This is a genomic window from Streptomyces sp. NPDC104381 (assembly GCF_055583745.1).
This window is the reverse complement of sequence record NZ_JBVJNK010000002.1, coordinates 634,230-650,566: the sequence shown is the minus strand read 5'-3', so window position 1 is coordinate 650,566 and position 16,337 is coordinate 634,230. Positions and strand designations below refer to the sequence as shown.

At 73.7% G+C, this 16,337-nt stretch carries 15 protein-coding genes; 7 read left to right on the top strand and 8 right to left on the bottom strand.

What is annotated here, in order from left to right:
* Nucleotides 1–6: 6 nt before the first annotated feature.
* On the top strand, nucleotides 7–1,116 hold the full coding sequence (gene hemE / locus ACZ607_RS07920; protein ID WP_469732867.1) for a uroporphyrinogen decarboxylase: 1,110 nt from the start codon (nucleotides 7–9) through the stop codon (nucleotides 1,114–1,116).
* Nucleotides 1,117–1,126: 10 nt separating this feature from the next.
* Here the strand turns inward: hemE and ACZ607_RS07915 are convergent, their stop codons facing one another.
* On the bottom strand, nucleotides 1,127–2,509 hold the full coding sequence (locus ACZ607_RS07915) for an FAD-dependent oxidoreductase (RefSeq protein WP_469732866.1): 1,383 nt from the start codon (nucleotides 2,507–2,509) through the stop codon (nucleotides 1,127–1,129).
* Nucleotides 2,510–2,559: 50 nt separating this feature from the next.
* Nucleotides 2,560–3,543 (bottom strand): DUF4349 domain-containing protein, encoded by a 984-nt coding sequence (locus tag ACZ607_RS07910; protein WP_469732864.1) that lies wholly within the window; start codon nucleotides 3,541–3,543, stop codon nucleotides 2,560–2,562.
* A 126-nt stretch (nucleotides 3,544–3,669) separates the two neighbouring features.
* On the opposite strand from ACZ607_RS07910, the gene hemG reads away from it, so the two are divergent.
* Together hemG and hemQ are read left to right on the top strand one after the other, a co-directional pair.
* On the top strand, nucleotides 3,670–5,157 hold the full coding sequence (hemG, locus tag ACZ607_RS07905) for a protoporphyrinogen oxidase (protein ID WP_469732862.1): 1,488 nt from the start codon (nucleotides 3,670–3,672) through the stop codon (nucleotides 5,155–5,157).
* A gap of 4 nt (nucleotides 5,158–5,161) precedes the next feature.
* Nucleotides 5,162–5,875 (top strand): hydrogen peroxide-dependent heme synthase, encoded by a 714-nt coding sequence (gene hemQ, locus ACZ607_RS07900; protein ID WP_469732861.1) that lies wholly within the window; start codon nucleotides 5,162–5,164, stop codon nucleotides 5,873–5,875.
* A gap of 283 nt (nucleotides 5,876–6,158) precedes the next feature.
* Here hemQ and ACZ607_RS07895 read toward each other — a convergent pair whose 3' ends face one another.
* From ACZ607_RS07895 to ACZ607_RS07885, 3 genes are all read right to left on the bottom strand, one after another.
* A complete protein-coding gene (locus ACZ607_RS07895) occupies nucleotides 6,159–6,935 on the bottom strand; it encodes a TIGR04222 domain-containing membrane protein (RefSeq protein WP_469732859.1) in 777 nt (258 codons plus the stop codon).
* A gap of 118 nt (nucleotides 6,936–7,053) precedes the next feature.
* Complete coding sequence (locus ACZ607_RS07890; RefSeq protein WP_469732856.1) at nucleotides 7,054–8,070, bottom strand: TIGR04222 domain-containing membrane protein; 1,017 nt, start codon at nucleotides 8,068–8,070, stop codon at nucleotides 7,054–7,056.
* A gap of 7 nt (nucleotides 8,071–8,077) precedes the next feature.
* Entirely contained in the window at nucleotides 8,078–9,370 is a 1,293-nt protein-coding gene (locus ACZ607_RS07885) for an MbnB/TglH/ChrH family RiPP precursor modification enzyme (RefSeq protein ID WP_469732855.1), read from the bottom strand.
* A 315-nt stretch (nucleotides 9,371–9,685) separates the two neighbouring features.
* Between ACZ607_RS07885 and ACZ607_RS07880 the strand changes: the two genes are divergently transcribed.
* Nucleotides 9,686–11,038: a family 43 glycosylhydrolase gene (locus ACZ607_RS07880; RefSeq protein WP_469733426.1), complete on the top strand. Its 1,353-nt coding sequence runs from the start codon at nucleotides 9,686–9,688 to the stop codon at nucleotides 11,036–11,038.
* Nucleotides 11,039–11,044: 6 nt separating this feature from the next.
* Here the strand turns inward: ACZ607_RS07880 and ACZ607_RS07875 are convergent, their stop codons facing one another.
* Both ACZ607_RS07875 and ACZ607_RS07870 read right to left on the bottom strand, forming a co-directional pair.
* Complete coding sequence (locus ACZ607_RS07875; RefSeq protein WP_469733424.1) at nucleotides 11,045–11,797, bottom strand: DUF4142 domain-containing protein; 753 nt, start codon at nucleotides 11,795–11,797, stop codon at nucleotides 11,045–11,047.
* 170 nt (nucleotides 11,798–11,967) lie between these two features.
* Complete coding sequence (locus ACZ607_RS07870) at nucleotides 11,968–12,732, bottom strand: peptidyl-tRNA hydrolase (RefSeq protein WP_469732853.1); 765 nt, start codon at nucleotides 12,730–12,732, stop codon at nucleotides 11,968–11,970.
* Nucleotides 12,733–12,806: 74 nt separating this feature from the next.
* Here ACZ607_RS07870 and ACZ607_RS07865 point away from each other — a divergent pair, with 74 nt between their 5' ends.
* From ACZ607_RS07865 to ACZ607_RS07855, 3 genes are read left to right on the top strand one after another with little or no spacing between them, the layout of a single operon-like run.
* Nucleotides 12,807–13,484 carry an AIM24 family protein gene (locus ACZ607_RS07865; RefSeq protein ID WP_469732851.1) on the top strand — a complete coding sequence of 226 codons (678 nt, stop codon included), beginning with the start codon at nucleotides 12,807–12,809 and terminating at the stop codon, nucleotides 13,482–13,484.
* An 11-nt stretch (nucleotides 13,485–13,495) separates the two neighbouring features.
* Nucleotides 13,496–15,112, top strand: a complete 1,617-nt coding sequence (locus ACZ607_RS07860; RefSeq protein WP_469732849.1) for an ATP-binding cassette domain-containing protein — start codon at nucleotides 13,496–13,498, stop codon at nucleotides 15,110–15,112.
* A 14-nt stretch (nucleotides 15,113–15,126) separates the two neighbouring features.
* Entirely contained in the window at nucleotides 15,127–15,306 is a 180-nt protein-coding gene (locus ACZ607_RS07855; RefSeq protein WP_469732847.1) for a hypothetical protein, read from the top strand.
* Between the two features lie 25 nt (nucleotides 15,307–15,331).
* On the opposite strand, the gene ACZ607_RS07850 is transcribed toward ACZ607_RS07855, so the two are convergent.
* Entirely contained in the window at nucleotides 15,332–16,285 is a 954-nt protein-coding gene (locus ACZ607_RS07850; RefSeq protein WP_469733422.1) for a polysaccharide deacetylase family protein, read from the bottom strand.
* Nucleotides 16,286–16,337: the final 52 nt, after the last annotated feature.

The window sequence follows — 16,337 nt, the reverse complement described above, 5'->3', positions numbered from 1 at the left end:
CTGTGCGTGAGTGCCAACGACCTTCCCCAAGAGCGCAGCTCCGTCCGAACAGGGGAGGGCCCGTCCTCGGGCCTGCGGACGTCCCCCGCCACCCATGAATCGGCCTTCCTCAAGGCCTGCCGCCGTGAACCGGTGCCCCACACCCCGGTCTGGTTCATGCGTCAGGCGGGGCGCTCGCTGCCCGAGTACCTGAAGGTCCGCGAGGGCATCGCGATGCTGGACTCGTGCATGATGCCGGAGCTGGTCACCGAGATCACGATGCAGCCCGTGCGCCGCCACAAGGTCGACGCCGCGATCTACTTCAGCGACATCGTCGTCCCCCTCAAGGCCATCGGCATCGACCTCGACATCAAGCCCGGCATCGGCCCGGTGATCGCCGAGCCGATCCGTACCCGCGCCGACCTGGCCCGGCTGCGCGACCTCACGCCCGAGGACGTCCCGTACGTCACCCAGGCCATCGAGATGCTGACCGCCGAGCTCGGGGCCACGCCGCTGATCGGCTTCGCCGGTGCGCCGTTCACCCTGGCGAGCTATCTCGTGGAGGGCGGCCCGTCCCGCAACCACGAGCGCACCAAGGCCATGATGTACGGCGATCCGGAGCTCTGGGCCGACCTGCTCGACCGGCTCGCGGAGATCACCGGCGCCTTCCTGAAGGTCCAGATCGAGGCCGGCGCCTCCGCGGTGCAGCTCTTCGACTCCTGGGTCGGCGCCCTGGCCCCCGCCGACTACCGCCGTTCCGTGATGCCCGCCTCCGCGAAGGTCTTCGACGCGGTGGCGTCGTACGGCGTCCCCCGCATCCACTTCGGCGTCGGCACCGGCGAGCTGCTCGGCCTGATGGGCGAGGCCGGCGCGGACGTCGTCGGCGTGGACTGGCGCGTCCCGATGGACGAGGGCGCCCGCCGGGTCGGGCCCGGCAAGGCGCTCCAGGGCAACCTCGACCCGGCGGTGCTGTTCGCGCCGACCGAGGCGGTGGAGGCCAAGACCCGCGAGGTGCTCGACGCCGCCGCCGGTCTGGACGGCCACATCTTCAACCTCGGCCACGGCGTCATGCCGTCCACCGACCCGGACGCGCTGACGCGCCTGGTGGAGTACGTCCACCGGCAGACCGCGCGCTAGCTCCCGCCGGTCAGCTGCTCCCCGCCGCCCGCACCGCCGACACGGCCTTGCGGGCGGCGACCAGGACCGGGTCCCAGACCGGGGAGAACGGCGGGGCGTAGCCCAGGTCGAGGGCCGTCATGGCCTCCACCGTCATCCCGGCGGTGAGCGCCACCGCCGCGACGTCCACGCGCTTCGCCGCCCCCTCGCGGCCGACGATCTGCACCCCCAGGAGCCGGCCCGTCCGGTACTCCGCGAGCATCTTCACCGTCATCGGCCTCGCCCCCGGGTAGTAGCCCGCGCGGCCCGTCGACTCGATCGTCGCCGTGACGTAGCGCAGGCCGACCGCGCGGGCGTCCTTCTCGCGCAGCCCGGTCCTGGCGATCTCCAGGTCGCAGACCTTGCTCACCGCCGTACCGACCACGCCGGGAAACGTGCCGTAGCCGCCGCCGACGTTGGACCCGATGATCTGGCCGTGCTTGTTGGCGTGGGTGCCCAGCGCGATGTGCCGGGTGCGGCCGGCGACGAGGTCCAGGACCTCCACGCAGTCACCGCCCGCCCAGATGTCGTCGTGCCCCTCGACCCGCATCGACAGGTCCGTCAGCAAGCCGCCGTGCGGCCCCAGCGGCAGCCCGGCCTCGCGGGCCAGACCCGTCTCCGGCTCGACGCCGATACCGAGCACGACGACGTCCGCCGGGTAGGTGCCCCCCTCGGTGACGACCCCCGTGACCCGGCCGTCGTCGCCGGTGTCGATCCGGGTGACCTCGGCCCCGTTGACGGTGGTGATGCCCAGCCCGTCCATCGCCTCGTGGACCAGTCGCCCCATGTCCGGGTCGAGCGTCGCCATCGGCTGCTCGCCCCGGTTGAGCACCGTGACCTCGAAGCCGCGCTTCAGCATCGCCTCGGCCATCTCGACGCCGATGTAGCCCGCGCCGACGACGACCGCCCGGCGCCCCGGGGCCCGTTCCAGCGACTCCAGGAGCGCCTGGCCGTCACCCAGGGTCTGTACGCCGTGCACGCCCGGGGCGTCGATCCCGGGCAGGCCGGGGCGCACCGGACGCGCGCCCGTGGCGATCACCAGCTTGTCGTAGCCCGTCCAGTACGTCTCGCCGCTGTCGCGGTCCAGCGCCCGCACCCGGTGCCCGGCGACGTCGATCTCCGTCACCTCGGTGCGGGTGCGCAGATCGATCGAACGGGCCCTGTGCTCCTCGGGCGTACGGGCGACGAGGGCGTCCGGGCCCTCGACGTCGCCGCTCACCCAGTACGGGATGCCGCAGGCGGAGTACGATGTGAAGTCGCCCCGCTCGAAGGCGATGACGCTCATCGCGTCCGGCCCCTTCAGCCTGCGGGCCTGCGACGCGGCGGACATGCCCGCCGCGTCGCCTCCGACGACCACCAGTCGCTCCGCCGCCATGCCGGGTCCCTCCGCCGTCACCTACAGGTCAGGGGCCCACGCTACGGCTCCTACGCGGCCGGTGGGGCCTCCGGAGCCTCCGGGGCCTCGGGGACCCGCCGGGACGGTGCCGTGCGGCGCCCGGGCAGCCGGCCGCGCAACAGCCGCCACAGCAGCACCAGGAGGGCCGCCGCGGCGAGGAACGGCGCCGAGGCGCCGACCGCCACCGCGATCCACCGCAGCATCGTCACGAACGCGTCCCAGCCCCCGCCCAGCGCGTCGAGGAAGCCGGTGCCCTCCTCCTCGGGACCACCGCCCCTGCCCTCCGGCTCGCTGAGTTCGAGCGTGACGGTCGCCAGCGTCGTACGGTCCTTCAGCGACGCCTGCTGGGCGAGCAGCGACTCCAGGTCCGCCTGGCGGCTGCTGAGTTCGCCCTCCAGCGCGACCACGTCGGAGAGCTTCCCGGCCTTGTCCATCAGGTCGCGGACCCGTGCGACGCTGGCCCGCTGCGTCGCGATCCGGCTCTCGACGTCGACGACCTGCCCGGTGACGTCCTTCGCGTCCGACGTGCGGGACAGCAGCTTCCCCGACCCGGTGAGGCCGCGCAGCACCTCGTCGTACCTGGCCTGCGGCACGCGCAGGACCAGACGCGACACGTCATGGGTGTCGTCGACCCGTTCCGTGGTCTCCTCCGCCACGAGACCGCCGGCGTCCTCCGCGGTGCTCCGGGCCGCCGCGACCGCCTTCGGCACGCTCCCGACCTCGATGGCCAGGGTGGCCGTGCGAATGACGTGGACCGCGACGGCCGAGCCGGGATCCGGCGCCGAGGACGCGCTGTCGGCGGGCTTCCGCGCGGACTCCGCGCCGCCGCCGGCCGCCGCAGGGCCCGCCTTGCTGTCGGCCGCGGACCTGAACCCCTCGCCGCCGCCGTCGGAGGCACCGCCGCACGCACCGGTGGCCAGGAGCAGCACGAGAAGTCCGGCCGCCGCCGGCACGCGTGAGCGCCGGCCGGTACGTGCGGGTGGATGACTGTCCGTGTGCCGGTCGAAGTGCATGAGCGTCCCCCCAGGGCCGTCGTCGATGGTGCCGGTTCGACGCGCGGGACCCGTCCACGGGTTTCCTGCCAGGGGTTTCGAAGCGGTCACGTTCGGGACTCGGGACGGGTTTGAGAGAGTGGACCCATGCAGCGTTCTCTTCAGCGCGACACCACACGTACGGGCCACGTCGTCATCATCGGCGGCGGCATCGCCGGACTGGCCGCCGCGCACCGGCTGTTGGCCTCCGGCCTCCGGGTCACGGTCCTGGAGGCGACCGAGCGGCTCGGCGGCAAGCTGATGACCGGCGAGATCGCGGGCACCCAGGTCGACCTCGGCGCCGAGTCGATGCTCGCGCGCCGGACCGAAGGGGTCGGGCTGGCCACCGCGGCGGGGCTCGGCGACCGGCTCCAGCCGCCCGCCACCGCCACCGCGTCGGTCTGGACGCGCGACGCCCTGCGCCCCATGCCCAAGGGCCATGTGATGGGCGTACCGGGCGACCCGTCGGCGCTCAGCGGGGTGCTCTCGCCCGAGGGCCTGGCCAGGATCGCCGAGGAGCGCGACCTCACCCCGACCGCCGTCGGCGACGACGTCGCGGTCGGCAGTTACGTCGCCGACCGGCTCGGCCGCGAGGTCGTCGACCGGCTCGTGGAGCCGCTGCTCGGCGGGGTGTACGCCGGGGACGCCTACCGGATCTCGATGCGCGCCGCCGTGCCCCAGCTCTTCGAGGCCGTGAAGGAGGGCGGGCCGCTCCTCGACGGCGTGCTCCGCATCCAGGAGAGGGCCGCCGCCCGGCAGCTGACCGGCCCGGTCTTCCAGGGCATCGAGGGGGGCATCGGCACCCTGCCGGACGCCGTGGCCGACGCCGTGCGGGCCGGGGGCGCCGAGATCCTCATGGAGACCCCGGTGCTCGGTCTGACCCGCACCGCCGAGGGCTGGGACGTGCGCACCGACAGCCGGGTGATCGCCGCCGACGCCCTCGTCCTGGCCACCCCCGCCTGGTCCGCCTCGACCCTGCTCGCCGCCGAGTGCCCGGCCGCCTCGGTCGAGCTGGCCGCCGTCGAGTACGCCTCGATGGCCCTGGTCACCATGGCCTTCCGGCGCTCCGACATCGAGGGGAACGAGGCGCTCCAGGGGCGTTCCGGCTTCCTCGTACCGCCCGTCGACGGCCGCAGGATCAAGGCCGCCACCTTCTCCAGCAACAAGTGGCGGTGGGTCGCCGACGCGGCCCCCGACCTCTTCGTGCTGCGCACCTCCCTCGGCCGCTACGGCGAGGAGGAGCACCTCCACCGTGAGGACTCCGAGCTCGTCGCCGCGTCCCTGGGCGACCTCACCGCCGCGGCCGGTCTGACGGCCCGGCCCGTGGACACCCGGGTCACCCGGTGGATCGGCGGGCTGCCCCAGTACCCGGTCGGCCACCTCACCCGGGTCGCGCGGATCCGCGAGGAGGTCGCCAAGCTGCCGGGTCTGCGGGTCTGCGGAGCGGTGTACGACGGCGTCGGGATCCCGGCCTGCGTCGCGAGCGCGCACCGCGCGGCGGACGAGATCGTCCACGACCTGACGGGCGCGGCCGCGGGGGAGATCGACAACACGCCGACCCGGGTTCGGGGCACCGGGAGCGAGGCGGGACAATAGCCGTATGAGTGCGCCAGAAAAGCTTCCGAACGCAGGCAAGAAGGCCAAGGACCTCAACGAGGTCATCCGCTACACCCTGTGGTCCGTCTTCAGGCTGAAGGACGTCCTTCCCGTGGACCGCGCCGGCTACGCCGACGAGGTCCAGGAGCTGTTCGACCAGCTCGGGGCGAAGGACATCACGGTCCGTGGCACCTACGACGTGTCCGGCCTCCGGGCCGACGCCGATCTGATGATCTGGTGGCACGCCGAGACCTCCGACGAGCTCCAGGAGGCGTACAACCTCTTCCGGCGCACCAAGCTGGGCCGCGCTCTCGAGCCGGTCTGGTCGAACATGGCGCTGCACCGCCCCGCCGAGTTCAACAAGTCGCACGTGCCGGCCTTCCTGGCCGACGAGACGCCGCGCGACTACATCAGCGTGTACCCCTTCGTGCGCAGCTACGACTGGTACCTGCTGCCCGACGAGGACCGTCGCCGCATGCTCGCGGACCACGGCAAGATGGCGCGCGGCTACCCCGACGTGCGGGCCAACACCGTGGCCTCCTTCTCGCTCGGGGACTACGAGTGGGTGCTGGCCTTCGAGGCCGACGAGCTCTACCGCATCGTCGACCTCATGCGTCACCTGCGGGCCTCCGAGGCGCGACTCCACGTCCGTGAAGAGGTGCCGTTCTACACCGGACGCAGGAAGTCCGTCGCAGAATTGGTGTCCGGACTCGCATAGCCAGCGTTTCCGGTCATCCCGACCCGGAAGATCAGTTGGCGGGCAACGGCGCGTGTGACGCCGCCCGTCGTTCCAGCGACACCGGGTCCGGTGCCGGGCGCACATCGGCCGACGGCCGGCGAACGGTCGTGGCCCGCGGGGGAGTCAGCCATTCCTCCCCGCGGGCCGCCGCTCCTCGCCGGTCAGGCCGATGTGTCCCGGGCCGCACAACTGGATAGCGCAGCACGGAGGGCCGCCCCGACGGGGCGGCCCTCCGTGCTGCGACGACGCGGACCCGGCGGGGTCAGCCGGCCGTCCGCGCCCCGCCCAGCAGGGCCGCCCGCAGATCCGGGTCCTCCAGGGCTCCCACGCCCCGTACCGCCACCGCCGCCAGCAGATCGCGGTCCGCGCCGCGCACCGGGGCCGGCAGCGAGTCCAGCCAGCGCTGCCCGGACGGGGAGGCCCACGGGCTGTACGGGTGGTTCTCCACCCGCGCGATGGCCAGGCAGCCCAGCGTGAGGACGAGCGGCAGCCCGAACCAGGCGGCCACCGGGCCCGCGTAGCCCGTCTCCTGACCGGGCATCAGCGCTGCGGTCGCCGCCAGCACCACCACCAGCACCGCCGCGCCCCGCACGGCACGGGCCGCCGACTCCAGGTCCGTACGGGTCCCGTGCGGTACGGCGAGCCCGGCGGCCACGAGACGGTCGGCGAGGGCGCGTACGGCGTCGGCCGCCGAGGCCGCGGCCCGTATCGGGGCTATCCGGGACTGTCCCTCCGGGCCGATCGCGCGGATCACCGTGCGCTCGACCTCGTCCCGGCCCTCCGGGTCGACGACCGTCGCCCAGCCGGTGCGGGCGAGCAGCAGCCGGCGCCGCAGATGCATGGAGACCAGCGCCAGATCGGCCACCCGTTGCGGCCCGCCCGCCAGGAACGCCGTCTCGTACAGGTTGAGTTCGGGGGAGACGGGTGCCCGCGCGGCGACGGCCGGCAGGTGGGCGGCACCCGCGGTGACGAGACAGAGCCGGATGCAGGAGACGGCGGCCGCGCCCCACGCGACCAGAAGAAGCAGGACCCAGAGCATGGCCGAGTTCTATGCGAAACCGGCAAGGAAGCGCCATGCCGTGTTCACCATATGGACTGAATACGGTTACGGACGGTCATCGGTGGCTGAATCCCTATGCCGGCCGTCCCGCGTCCTCTCAGGAACTGCTGCCGCAGCTGGAGCCGCCCCCGCAACTGGAGCCGCTGCTGCCGCAGCTCGACCCGCCGCCGCAGCTGGAACCGCTGCTGCCGCAGCTCGACCCCGAACCGCACGAGGACCCCGAACCCGAGTCGCCGCCCCCACCGCTGGATCCGCCGCAGCTCCCGCCGCCGGGACTCGCCCCGGCGCACCACACCACCGGCACGGACGCGGCCGCCGTCGAGGATGAGAGGGAGGACACCGAGGAACGGCGCCGGGCGGCCGGCTGCCGGGCGGCGGCCGTCAACTGCGCCCGGAGCTCAGGGTCGGGGAGCGCGGACAGCCCCACGGTGGCCACCAGGTGGGCGGGGTCGGTCACCTGGGCGTTGGCCGCCCGGTGTCCGTCGACGGCCCAGCGACCCGCCTTGGTGAGCCGCGCCCTGGCGGACGCGGCGGTGGCCAGACCGACCACGGCTCCGGCCACGATCGCGGGCAGTACCTTCGCGACGAAGGGGAACGGCAGGTCCGCGTCCCCGTCGAGCGAGGCGTACTGCACGATCGTCAGCACGATGGCGAGCGGGAACCCCACGATGCACCAGATGCCCAGCACCGTCCCCCAGGTGCGGCGGGTCCGGCTCTCGCCGGGTGCGATCAGCAGCCCGCGGGCCGCGAGTCCGTCGCCGATCTCCTGCACCGCGGGATGGCACATCACCGCCTCCCGCAGGGTGTGCAGGGCCCCGTTGGGGGCGTCTGCCAGCTCCTGGAGCACGGCACGCTCCACGGGGTCACGGGCCTCGTCCCGCAGGACCGCGACGATGCCGGGACCGCCGACGGCCAGCCGCCCGTCCGCGTGCATACGGGTGAGGGCGGTGTCCACGACCCGGGCCGGGCCACCGCCGAGGAAGGCCGCCTCGTAGAGGTCGTGCACATAGGCGGCGGTGTCGGAGCCCCGCAGTCCGGCGCGGTGCGTCGAGACGATCAGGAGCGCGCAGGCCACGGCGACGGCCAGGGTCAGCAGAAGGGCGAGAGCGTTCATACCGGGATCACTTTCCGAGAAGGGCGGTACGGGCGGCGTGGACCAGACGGGCACCCCGTCGCGGCGGGTGCGGCGCCGCGCGCTCCTGCCACCAGCGGGTCAGCCGCCGCCGGGCGGCGTCGTCGGCCGGCCGGCCCTCGATGAGCAGCCGCTCGGCGAAGTCCAGGGCGTCGCGGCGGTAACCGGCGGACATCGGCCGGTTCCTGGCGTACGCGAGGAACGCCGGACGGTAGCCGTCGCCGAGGATCCCGGGCAGCTCGGGTGCCACCTTGGCGACGACATCGGCCCGCTTCGCCGCCAGGGCGCGGCTCTGCACCCGCAGGCGCCGGTGGTCGAAGCCGTCCGGCGCGGGCGTGCCGGCCACGAGCGAGGAGAGCAGCGCGGTCTGCGCCACGGCGGTCCGGTCGCGGGCCCCGGCCGGCCGTGCGGCCGGCTCCGGGGGCCGGACGGGACGGCTGCGGCCCGCCCCGGCGGTGGGTGCCGTCGCGGCCAAGGTGGCGCGGATCGCTGTCAGTTCACCGGCCAGCTCCTCGGCAGGCGGGAAGTCGTCGTCGCGCTCCAGCAGGACGCCCGGCGGGTCCACCCGGGAGCGGAGCTCGCCCAGCACGTCCAGGACCGGCCGGGTCACGGGGTGGGCGTGCGTGTCGTGCCAGACGCCGTCCTTCTCGACGCCGCCCGCCACATGGACGTACGCGATGGCCTCCACCGGCAGTTCGTCGAGTGCGGTCGCGGGGTCCTCGCCGCGGTTGACGTGGTTGGTGTGCAGATTGGCCACATCGATCAGCAGCCGTACGCCGGTGCGCTCGACCAGCTCCGCGAGGAACTGTCCCTCGGTCAGCTCCTCGTGGGGCCAGGAGATCAGGGCGGCGATGTTCTCCAGGGCCAGCGGGACGGGCAGCGAGTCCTGCGCGATCCGCACGTTCTCGCACAGCGCCTCCAGGGCGTCCCAGGTGCGGGGCACCGGCAGCAGGTGGCCCGCCTCCAGCACCGGTGAGGCGGTGAGCGGCCCCCCGGCGCGTACGAACGCGATGTGCTCGGTCACCAGGGGCGTGCCCAGCAGTTCGGCGCGGGCGGCCAGACCCGCGAGACGGTCCGGGTCCGGGCGGTCGGCGCCGCCCAGGCCGAGGGAGACCCCGTGCGGGACGACCGTGACCCCGCGGTCCCGGAGGCGTACCAGGGAATCGGGGAGATGGTCCGCGCAGAGGTTCTCCGCGACCGCCTCGACCCAGTCGATCCCCGGCAGAGCCTCGACGGCGTCCGCGATCTCAGGCCGCCATCCGATACCGATCCCCAGCTTCATGGTGTCCCCTCCCCGTCCTGTGCACCGGTGATGGCCCCGCCGTGCGCGGGTGAACCCTGAAGGGGGGACGTTCAGAGCTGAATTTGAGGTTCCCGGACCCGCCCCACGTGCGCCGTTATTCGATCGTGATGCTCTGTGCGGGCCCGTCGGCACCCCGCCGACCTGCGGAAACGCGGAGCGCCACAGATATGCCGACGAGCCGGACACTCCGGATTAATTCCATGGTCTGTTGACGGAGATCAACAGGCGTTCGCATGCTGATCGACACGCCAGGGGGCATGCAGTCCCGGACGAACGAAGGAGAACGTGACCGACATGACCGGCACCGAGAACAGGCCGCCCCTGGGCCGACGGTCCCTGCTGACCCGGGCCGCCGGAGTGGGCGCGGCCGCCGCGCTCCCCGTCGCCGCCGCACCGGCCGAGGCCTCGGCCGCCCCGGCCGCCCCGGCCCGGACCCCGGCGAAGCGGCGGTACCCGCAGAACTGGCCCGACCCCGAGCCCTACGGCCGCGCCGACATCCGGCAGGACCTCTGGCCCCGGGAGGACAACTCCTTCGTCCTCCCGCTGGAGCTGCGCCCCCGTGACAAGGAGCGCGGCGTGGTGTGGATGCGCGACACCTACGTCAACTGCTTCGTCGTGGACGGCCGTCCGCTCTACGTCGCGACCGGCACCACCCGGGTACCCGGGCTCGAAGCGGCCGGCCCCTGGAACGACGGGATCTTCGTCTGGGTGGCCCGTTCCCTCAAGGGGCCCTGGAAGCTGGCCGACACGACCGGGATCCGGCCCGGGGCGGAGAAGGGCAAGGTCTGGTCGCCCGAGTTCACCGACGAGAACCGGCCCGGCCGCACCGTCGTCGCCCCCTGGCAGGAGTACTGGCACGACGAGCAGTTCGGCAAGCGCGGCCAGGCGTGGGCCCCGGAGCTGCACCGCTTCCGCGGGAAGTGGTACATCGTCGCGTGCATGGGCGACCACTCCCGGAAGGTCGGCTCGTTCATGCTCGTGAGCGAGGGCGGCGTCGAGGGCCCGTACCGGCTCGTCGAGGGGAACCTGGAGAAGCCCTTCGGGGAGTCGTTCATCGGGGGGCCGAGCTTCATCGAGCCCGGTGCCTACCACCACATCGACGGCAGTCTCTTCAGCGAGGGCCGCGACGCCTGGCTCGTCCTCCACAACGACCTGTACGCGAAGTTCCGCGACGACATGGAGGACATCGTCACGCCGACGGACCTCCCGCTGTTCCGCCAGACCCCCTACTCGCCCGAGCCGTACCTCGAAGGCGCGTACGTCTTCAAGCACGGCGGCAAGTACTTCCTCCTCCACGCCGCCTGGGACCGGACGTCGGTCGACGCCGACGGCACCGCATGCCAGGCCTACGACCCGGCGGGCACCGGCCGGGTGCAGTACCAGTACGACGCGGTCGCCGCCGTCTCCGACCACTTCGAGGGGCCCTACTCCGAGCGCTGGACCGTCGGCGTCGGCGCGGGCCACAACAACTTCTTCGAGGACGCCGACGGCGATCTGTGGGCGACGTTCTTCCGCAACCCGAACTTCGGCCACTGGTCCAACCCGTCGCGCCTCCCCGACGCGGCCGTGCCCGGCGTCGTACGGGTGGAGTGGACCGGCCCGAAGGGCAACCGCCTCTACGTCCAGCGCCGCCGGGACCGTGACTGACGGACGCTACGGCTGAGGCAGCGGGGCCATCGTCGGTGGCACCGGGCGCGACGTGAACGACTGGTCGCCGCTCGGGGTCACCGGCACCGGGGCCTGCGGGACATCGCCTCCCGACGGCATGGGCGGACCCGAGGGGCTGGCCGTCGAGGCGCCGGCCGCCTCGCGCGCCAGGCCGTCGAAGTCGACGAAGCCCGTACGCTCCAGCATCGTGATGTGGTCCAGCACCGTCTGGTTGGCGTCGGAGGCGAGCTGCCGGATCAGCGCGTTGCGGGTGGTGTGCCGGACCTGCGCGATCAGCGCGAACACCTTGCCGTGCGCGGCGCGCAGGAGGTTGGCGAACTTCTGCTCGTACTCCTGGCCACTGGCCGCGGTCAGCTCCCTGAGCCAGCCCTGCTGCTGCTCGTTCGGCTGGTTCGGGAGCTCCACGCCGAGCTTGGCGGCCACGTCGCGGGCCCGTCGGTCCAGGTCCGTGTGGCCGACCACCAGATGATCGCCCGCGAGCTTCACCCCCTCGCTGGGCGCCCGCTCGATGGCCTGCTGGCCGGCCGGCAGCTCCCACAGCCCCGCCAGGCGCACCTTGACCAGGAAGTCCCGGTCGGTCGCGGAGAGCGGGCCCCACTGGGTGGCGACGCTGGACGCGTTCAGATTGGCCTCGCCGGTCCCCGAGCGGTCGGCGTACGACCACACGGGGAAGGCGAGCGCGCCGAGTGTGGCCACCAGCGCGGCGATGATGAGGGCCGTTCCGTTGATGCGTCGCAGCAAGATGTCTCCCGGGCAGATGCGTGACAACGTCGAATCAACCGCCGACCGACTCGCCGCTCAACCTACTTGGCGGTAATGCCGGTGCGGCAGTACCGGGAGATACGTACATCGGCGCAGGGATGTTCAGCCGGCCGGGAGAACGGCGGCTCCGGCGCCCCTCCGGCGGCTCAGCGGCGCAGGGCCGGGTGGTCGGCGACGACCGTGCAGGACCCCGGGGCGATCTCGGTGAAGCCGGCGTCCCGCACCACCGGCAGTCCGCTCGCGGTCAGTTCGCGCCAGCGGGCGGCGTCCGGGGTGGCGACGGAGAGCGGGAACCCCGCCTCGCGCCACTCCTTGCGCTCCGTCTCCGACAGCTCCCACCAGGCCAGCTGCGCGCCGTGCCCGGCCTGCGCCATCGCCTTGCCCGCCGACATGGTGACGTCCGGGTTCATCCACAGCACCGGGCCGGACAGGTCCGGCGCGGGCGGGGCCTGCGGGTCGTCGAGGTCCGTCCCCGACACCTGGAGCTTGGCCAGCTCCTTGGGCCAGCCGTCCAGGGGCACCGGCGGGAAGACCCGCACCTCCGCGTGCTCACCCGTGACCGTGATCCCCGGCAGCGCGGACGCCCTGCGCCACTCCGCGCCGCGCGCCCGCCGCACCACCTTGCGGATCCGGGCGTCCTGCCAGTCACGCATGACCTGCGCCCACTCGCCCTCCGCCCCGGCCTCGTCCGCACCGAGCGAGCGCGGGTCCGAGAGGATCGTGAGCACCGCGCGGGCCGCGGTCACCAGCGCGTCGGTGCGCGCCGGCGGATCGGTCTTCTCCAGGTGCACCACCAGCGGCAGCACGAACTGCGGGGCCTCGTCGCGGGCCGTCGGCTCCGTACGGAAGGGGCTGTCGGCCGGGGCCTCCGGCGAGGCGGGAAGGGGCTCGGGAATGCTCTCGGTGCTCACACCCACCAGTCTGCCAGGCCGCCCCGACCACCCGTTCTTGGCGGAACGGAGGGCTCCGGGCGAGGATGCACGCCATGAAGAGCGACCTCTTTTCCAGCGAGCACATGGCACAGCAGGCCACCGCCCCCGGCATGACCCTGCAGAACGCCAAATCCATCAAGTACGCCGTCAACGGTGAGATGCACGCACGCCAGGGATCGATGATCGCCTTCCGGGGCGATCTCCGGTTCGAGCGCAAGGGCCAGGGCATAGGCGGCATGCTCAAGCGCGCCATGACCGGCGAGGGGCTGGCCCTGATGGCGGTCACCGGCCAGGGCGAGGCCTGGTTCGCCCACGAGGCGGCGAACTGTTTCATCGTGGAGATGGAGCAGGGCGACGTCCTGACCATCAACGGCCGCAACGTCCTCTGTTTCGACGCGAGCCTCTCCTACGAGATCAAGACCGTGAAGGGCGCCGGCATGACCGGCGGCGGCCTCTTCAACAGCGTCTTCAGCGGATACGGCAAGCTCGGCCTGATCTGCGACGGCCACCCCATCGTGATCCCCGTGACCCCCCAGCAGCCGGTGTACGTCGACACGGACGCCGTCGTCGGCTGGAGCGCCCAGCTCTCCACCTCGCTGCACCGCTCGCAGAGCTTCGGCTCGATGGTGCGCGGCGGTTCCGGCGAGGCGGTCCAGCTGATGCTCCAGGGCGAGGGCTTCGTGATCGTACGCCCCAGTGAGCTCAAGCCGGAGAAGCCGTCGGCCAGTTGATCCTGCGAGGAGTGGGCCGCCGGTACGGCCCGCGCGGCCCCTGGGTGCTGCGCGGGCTCGACCTGGACCTGCCCGCGCACACCCTGGTCCGGATCGCGGGCGCCAACGGAGCCGGCAAGTCGACGCTCCTGCGGTTGCTGGCCGGCATCGACGCGCCGACCGAGGGACGCGTGACGGGCCGGCCGCGCACGGCGTACGTCCCCGAACGCTTCCCGGCTGCCCTGTCGTTCACCGCCGCCGGCTACCTCACCCACATGGGGCGCGTCCACGGGCTCCCCGCGGCCGAGGCCGCCGCACGGGGCCAGGAGTGGCTGGCACGCTTCGGGGCTGCCGGGTACGCCCGTACACCCCTGGCGGAGCTCTCCAAGGGCACCAGCCAGAAGGTCGCCGTCGCCCAGGCGCTCCTCGCCGGGCCGGAGCTCCTCGTCCTGGACGAGGCCTGGACCGGGCTGGACACCGCGGCCTGCGGCGAACTGGACCGGGCCGTCGCCGAGCGGGCCGCCGACGGCGCCACGGTGGTGTTCGTCGACCACGACCCGGGGCGGCTCGCCGGGGCGGCCGGCCTCGCGTACCGGCTGGAGGGCCACACCCTCACCCCGGTGCCCGCCTCGCCCGGTGACGACGGGCCGTACGTGCGGATCGAGGCGACGGGCCGCCCGCCCGCCGCCCTCCCGCCGGAACTGCCGGGGGACCCGGCGGTGGAACGGGACGCCCGGCACCCGGCCACGGTCCGGCTCACGACCACCGCGGCGCACTCGGACCCCCTGCTCCACGCGCTGCTCACGGCCCGCCCGCCATGGCACATCACGGGGCTCTCACAGCTTCCCGCCGCCGTCCCGGACGGGGCGCCCGTGGACGTGACGCCCGTGGACGTGACGCCCGTGGGTCCGGCGGCCCCCGCACCGGAGGCGGGCCCGTACCCGGAGGCGGCCCCCCGTCCGGCCGGCGCGGGCCGGCGCACGGCCGCCGCGACGCGCTATCAGGCGGCGCTGCTGGCACGCTCCCAGCGCTGGCTCGCGCCCCTCCTCCTGTACGCCGCGGTCCTCGGCATCGGCGTACAGGCGGGGCAGCCCCTGCTGGACTCGCTCGGCTACGCCGCCGCCGCGCTCCTCCCCGCGACCGCCTGGCTCGTACGGCTCTGCGTCACCCAGGAGCCGCCCGCCGCCCGGACCGTCACCGCTGCGGCCGTCGGACCGTCGCGCGCCCACTGCGCCTCGCTGCTCGCCGGCCTGGGGTGCGCGCTCGCCCTGGGCGGCGCGGGGACGGGGATTGTGCTGCTGGCGGGCGAACCGGTCAGCACCGACCACACCGTCGCCGTGCCGCTCCTGCCCGCCGCACTCGCCGGACTCCTCGCGGCGGGGTGCTCCGCCCTGGTGGGAGCGGCGGTCGGCGCGCTCTGTGCCCGGCCCGTCCTGCACCGCCACGGCTGGTCGCTCGCCGCGACCGTGCTGGGCTCACTGCTCGCCCTCGTGACCGGCGGCTCGCCCGCGAGGGCGGCGGTGACGGACCTGGTCACCGGTTCGCTGACCGGTACCGTGCGGATGCCGTTGCTGCCGGCGGCGGGGGCCGTCGTCGTCGCGGCCGGGGCGGCCGCCCTCACGGCCCGCCTCGCGGCGCTGCGCGAGTGAGTACGCTCATACGCATGGACGATGCGTACTGCGGGACGCCCGCGCCGGACCAGGCACCCGTGGACGCGGGCCCGCCGTACGCCGAGTGCGTGCTGTGCCGGAAGCCCACCGAGTACCCCGAGTCGACGAAGGGCGCCACCCTCTGCCCCGTCTGCGCCTGGCAGGAGGCGGGGCGGGCCGCCTGCTCGGGCTGACGCGCGGGCGGGGTCGTGCCCGTGCTCAGCCGCGCATCAGCTCGGAGACCTTGACGAAGCGGTAGCCGCGCTCGCGCAGCTCGGGGACGATCCGGCGTACGGCGTCCTCGGTGACGGGCGCCGCGCTGCGGGTGCAGTGCATGACCACCAGCGAGCCCGGCTCCACCCCGTCCAGCACCTGCTCGGCCACGGCGTCCGCGTCCGTGGCGAAGGCGTCCCCGCTGACCACGTCCCACTGCACCGCGGTCACCCCGGTGGGGGCCAGGGCCTTCAGCGCCACATCGTCGTAGCAGCCGCCGGGGAAGCGGAAGTACGGCACGACATTGCGCGCCCCCGTCTTCCGGATCGCGGTGAAGGCCCGCTCCACATCGCGCCGCATGTCCGGCTTCCCGACGGTCGGCAGCCCGTAGCAGGGGGACGAGAAGGCGTAGTGGCTGAACGAGTGGTTGGCGATCTCGAACAGGGGGTCGGTGCCGATCGAGCGCGCCTGCACCGGGTACTCCTGCGCCCATCTGCCGGTCATGAAGACCGTCGAGGGGACCTTCAGCCGGCGGAGCGAGGCGATCAGCGCGGGGTTGTCGAAGTGCTCGCCCTCCGCGGCCCTGGGCCCCTGATCCGCCGTCATGTCCGCGTCGAAGGTGAGCGCCACGACCTTCTCGGCGCCGGAGGCCCCCGGGGCTCCCGAAGCCCCTGAGGTCCCTGAGGCCCCGGATGTTCTGCCCCGCGCCCCGGCGTCCGGCCCTGCGGGGCCGCCCGCCCGTCGCTCGAAGACCGGTGTGAGACCGCCGGGGCCCGGGGCCAGCACGGGTGGCTCGCTCTGCGGGGCAGGTGACGGGGAGGCGGACCCCTTCGCGGGTACGGAGGACGCCGGAGCGGCCGCCTCCGGGGAGGCCGTCGGAAGCGCGGCGGTCCTGGAGCGGCTGTCCTCCGGGGACCCGCAGCCGGCCAGCACTCCACCCAGAACAGTCAGCACGATCATCGTACGAACGGATTTGATCACTGGGGGACGTTAGCCGGTGGTGCACCGGATC

What these genes read in the sequence shown, in the direction of transcription:
- ACZ607_RS07915 (WP_469732866.1), bottom strand. Translation starts at nt 2,509, where the DNA reads ATGGCGGCGGAGCGACTGGTGGTCGTCGGAGGCGACGCGGCGGGCATG.
- ACZ607_RS07910 (WP_469732864.1), bottom strand. Translation starts at nt 3,543, where the DNA reads ATGCACTTCGACCGGCACACGGACAGTCATCCACCCGCACGTACCGGC.
- hemG (WP_469732862.1), top strand. Translation starts at nt 3,670, where the DNA reads ATGCAGCGTTCTCTTCAGCGCGACACCACACGTACGGGCCACGTCGTC.
- hemQ (WP_469732861.1), top strand. Translation starts at nt 5,162, where the DNA reads ATGAGTGCGCCAGAAAAGCTTCCGAACGCAGGCAAGAAGGCCAAGGAC.
- ACZ607_RS07895 (WP_469732859.1), bottom strand. Translation starts at nt 6,935, where the DNA reads ATGCTCTGGGTCCTGCTTCTTCTGGTCGCGTGGGGCGCGGCCGCCGTC.
- ACZ607_RS07890 (WP_469732856.1), bottom strand. Translation starts at nt 8,070, where the DNA reads ATGAACGCTCTCGCCCTTCTGCTGACCCTGGCCGTCGCCGTGGCCTGC.
- ACZ607_RS07885 (WP_469732855.1), bottom strand. Translation starts at nt 9,370, where the DNA reads ATGAAGCTGGGGATCGGTATCGGATGGCGGCCTGAGATCGCGGACGCC.
- ACZ607_RS07880 (WP_469733426.1), top strand. Translation starts at nt 9,686, where the DNA reads ATGACCGGCACCGAGAACAGGCCGCCCCTGGGCCGACGGTCCCTGCTG.
- ACZ607_RS07865 (WP_469732851.1), top strand. Translation starts at nt 12,807, where the DNA reads ATGAAGAGCGACCTCTTTTCCAGCGAGCACATGGCACAGCAGGCCACC.
- ACZ607_RS07855 (WP_469732847.1), top strand. Translation starts at nt 15,127, where the DNA reads ATGGACGATGCGTACTGCGGGACGCCCGCGCCGGACCAGGCACCCGTG.
- ACZ607_RS07850 (WP_469733422.1), bottom strand. Translation starts at nt 16,285, where the DNA reads ATGATCGTGCTGACTGTTCTGGGTGGAGTGCTGGCCGGCTGCGGGTCC.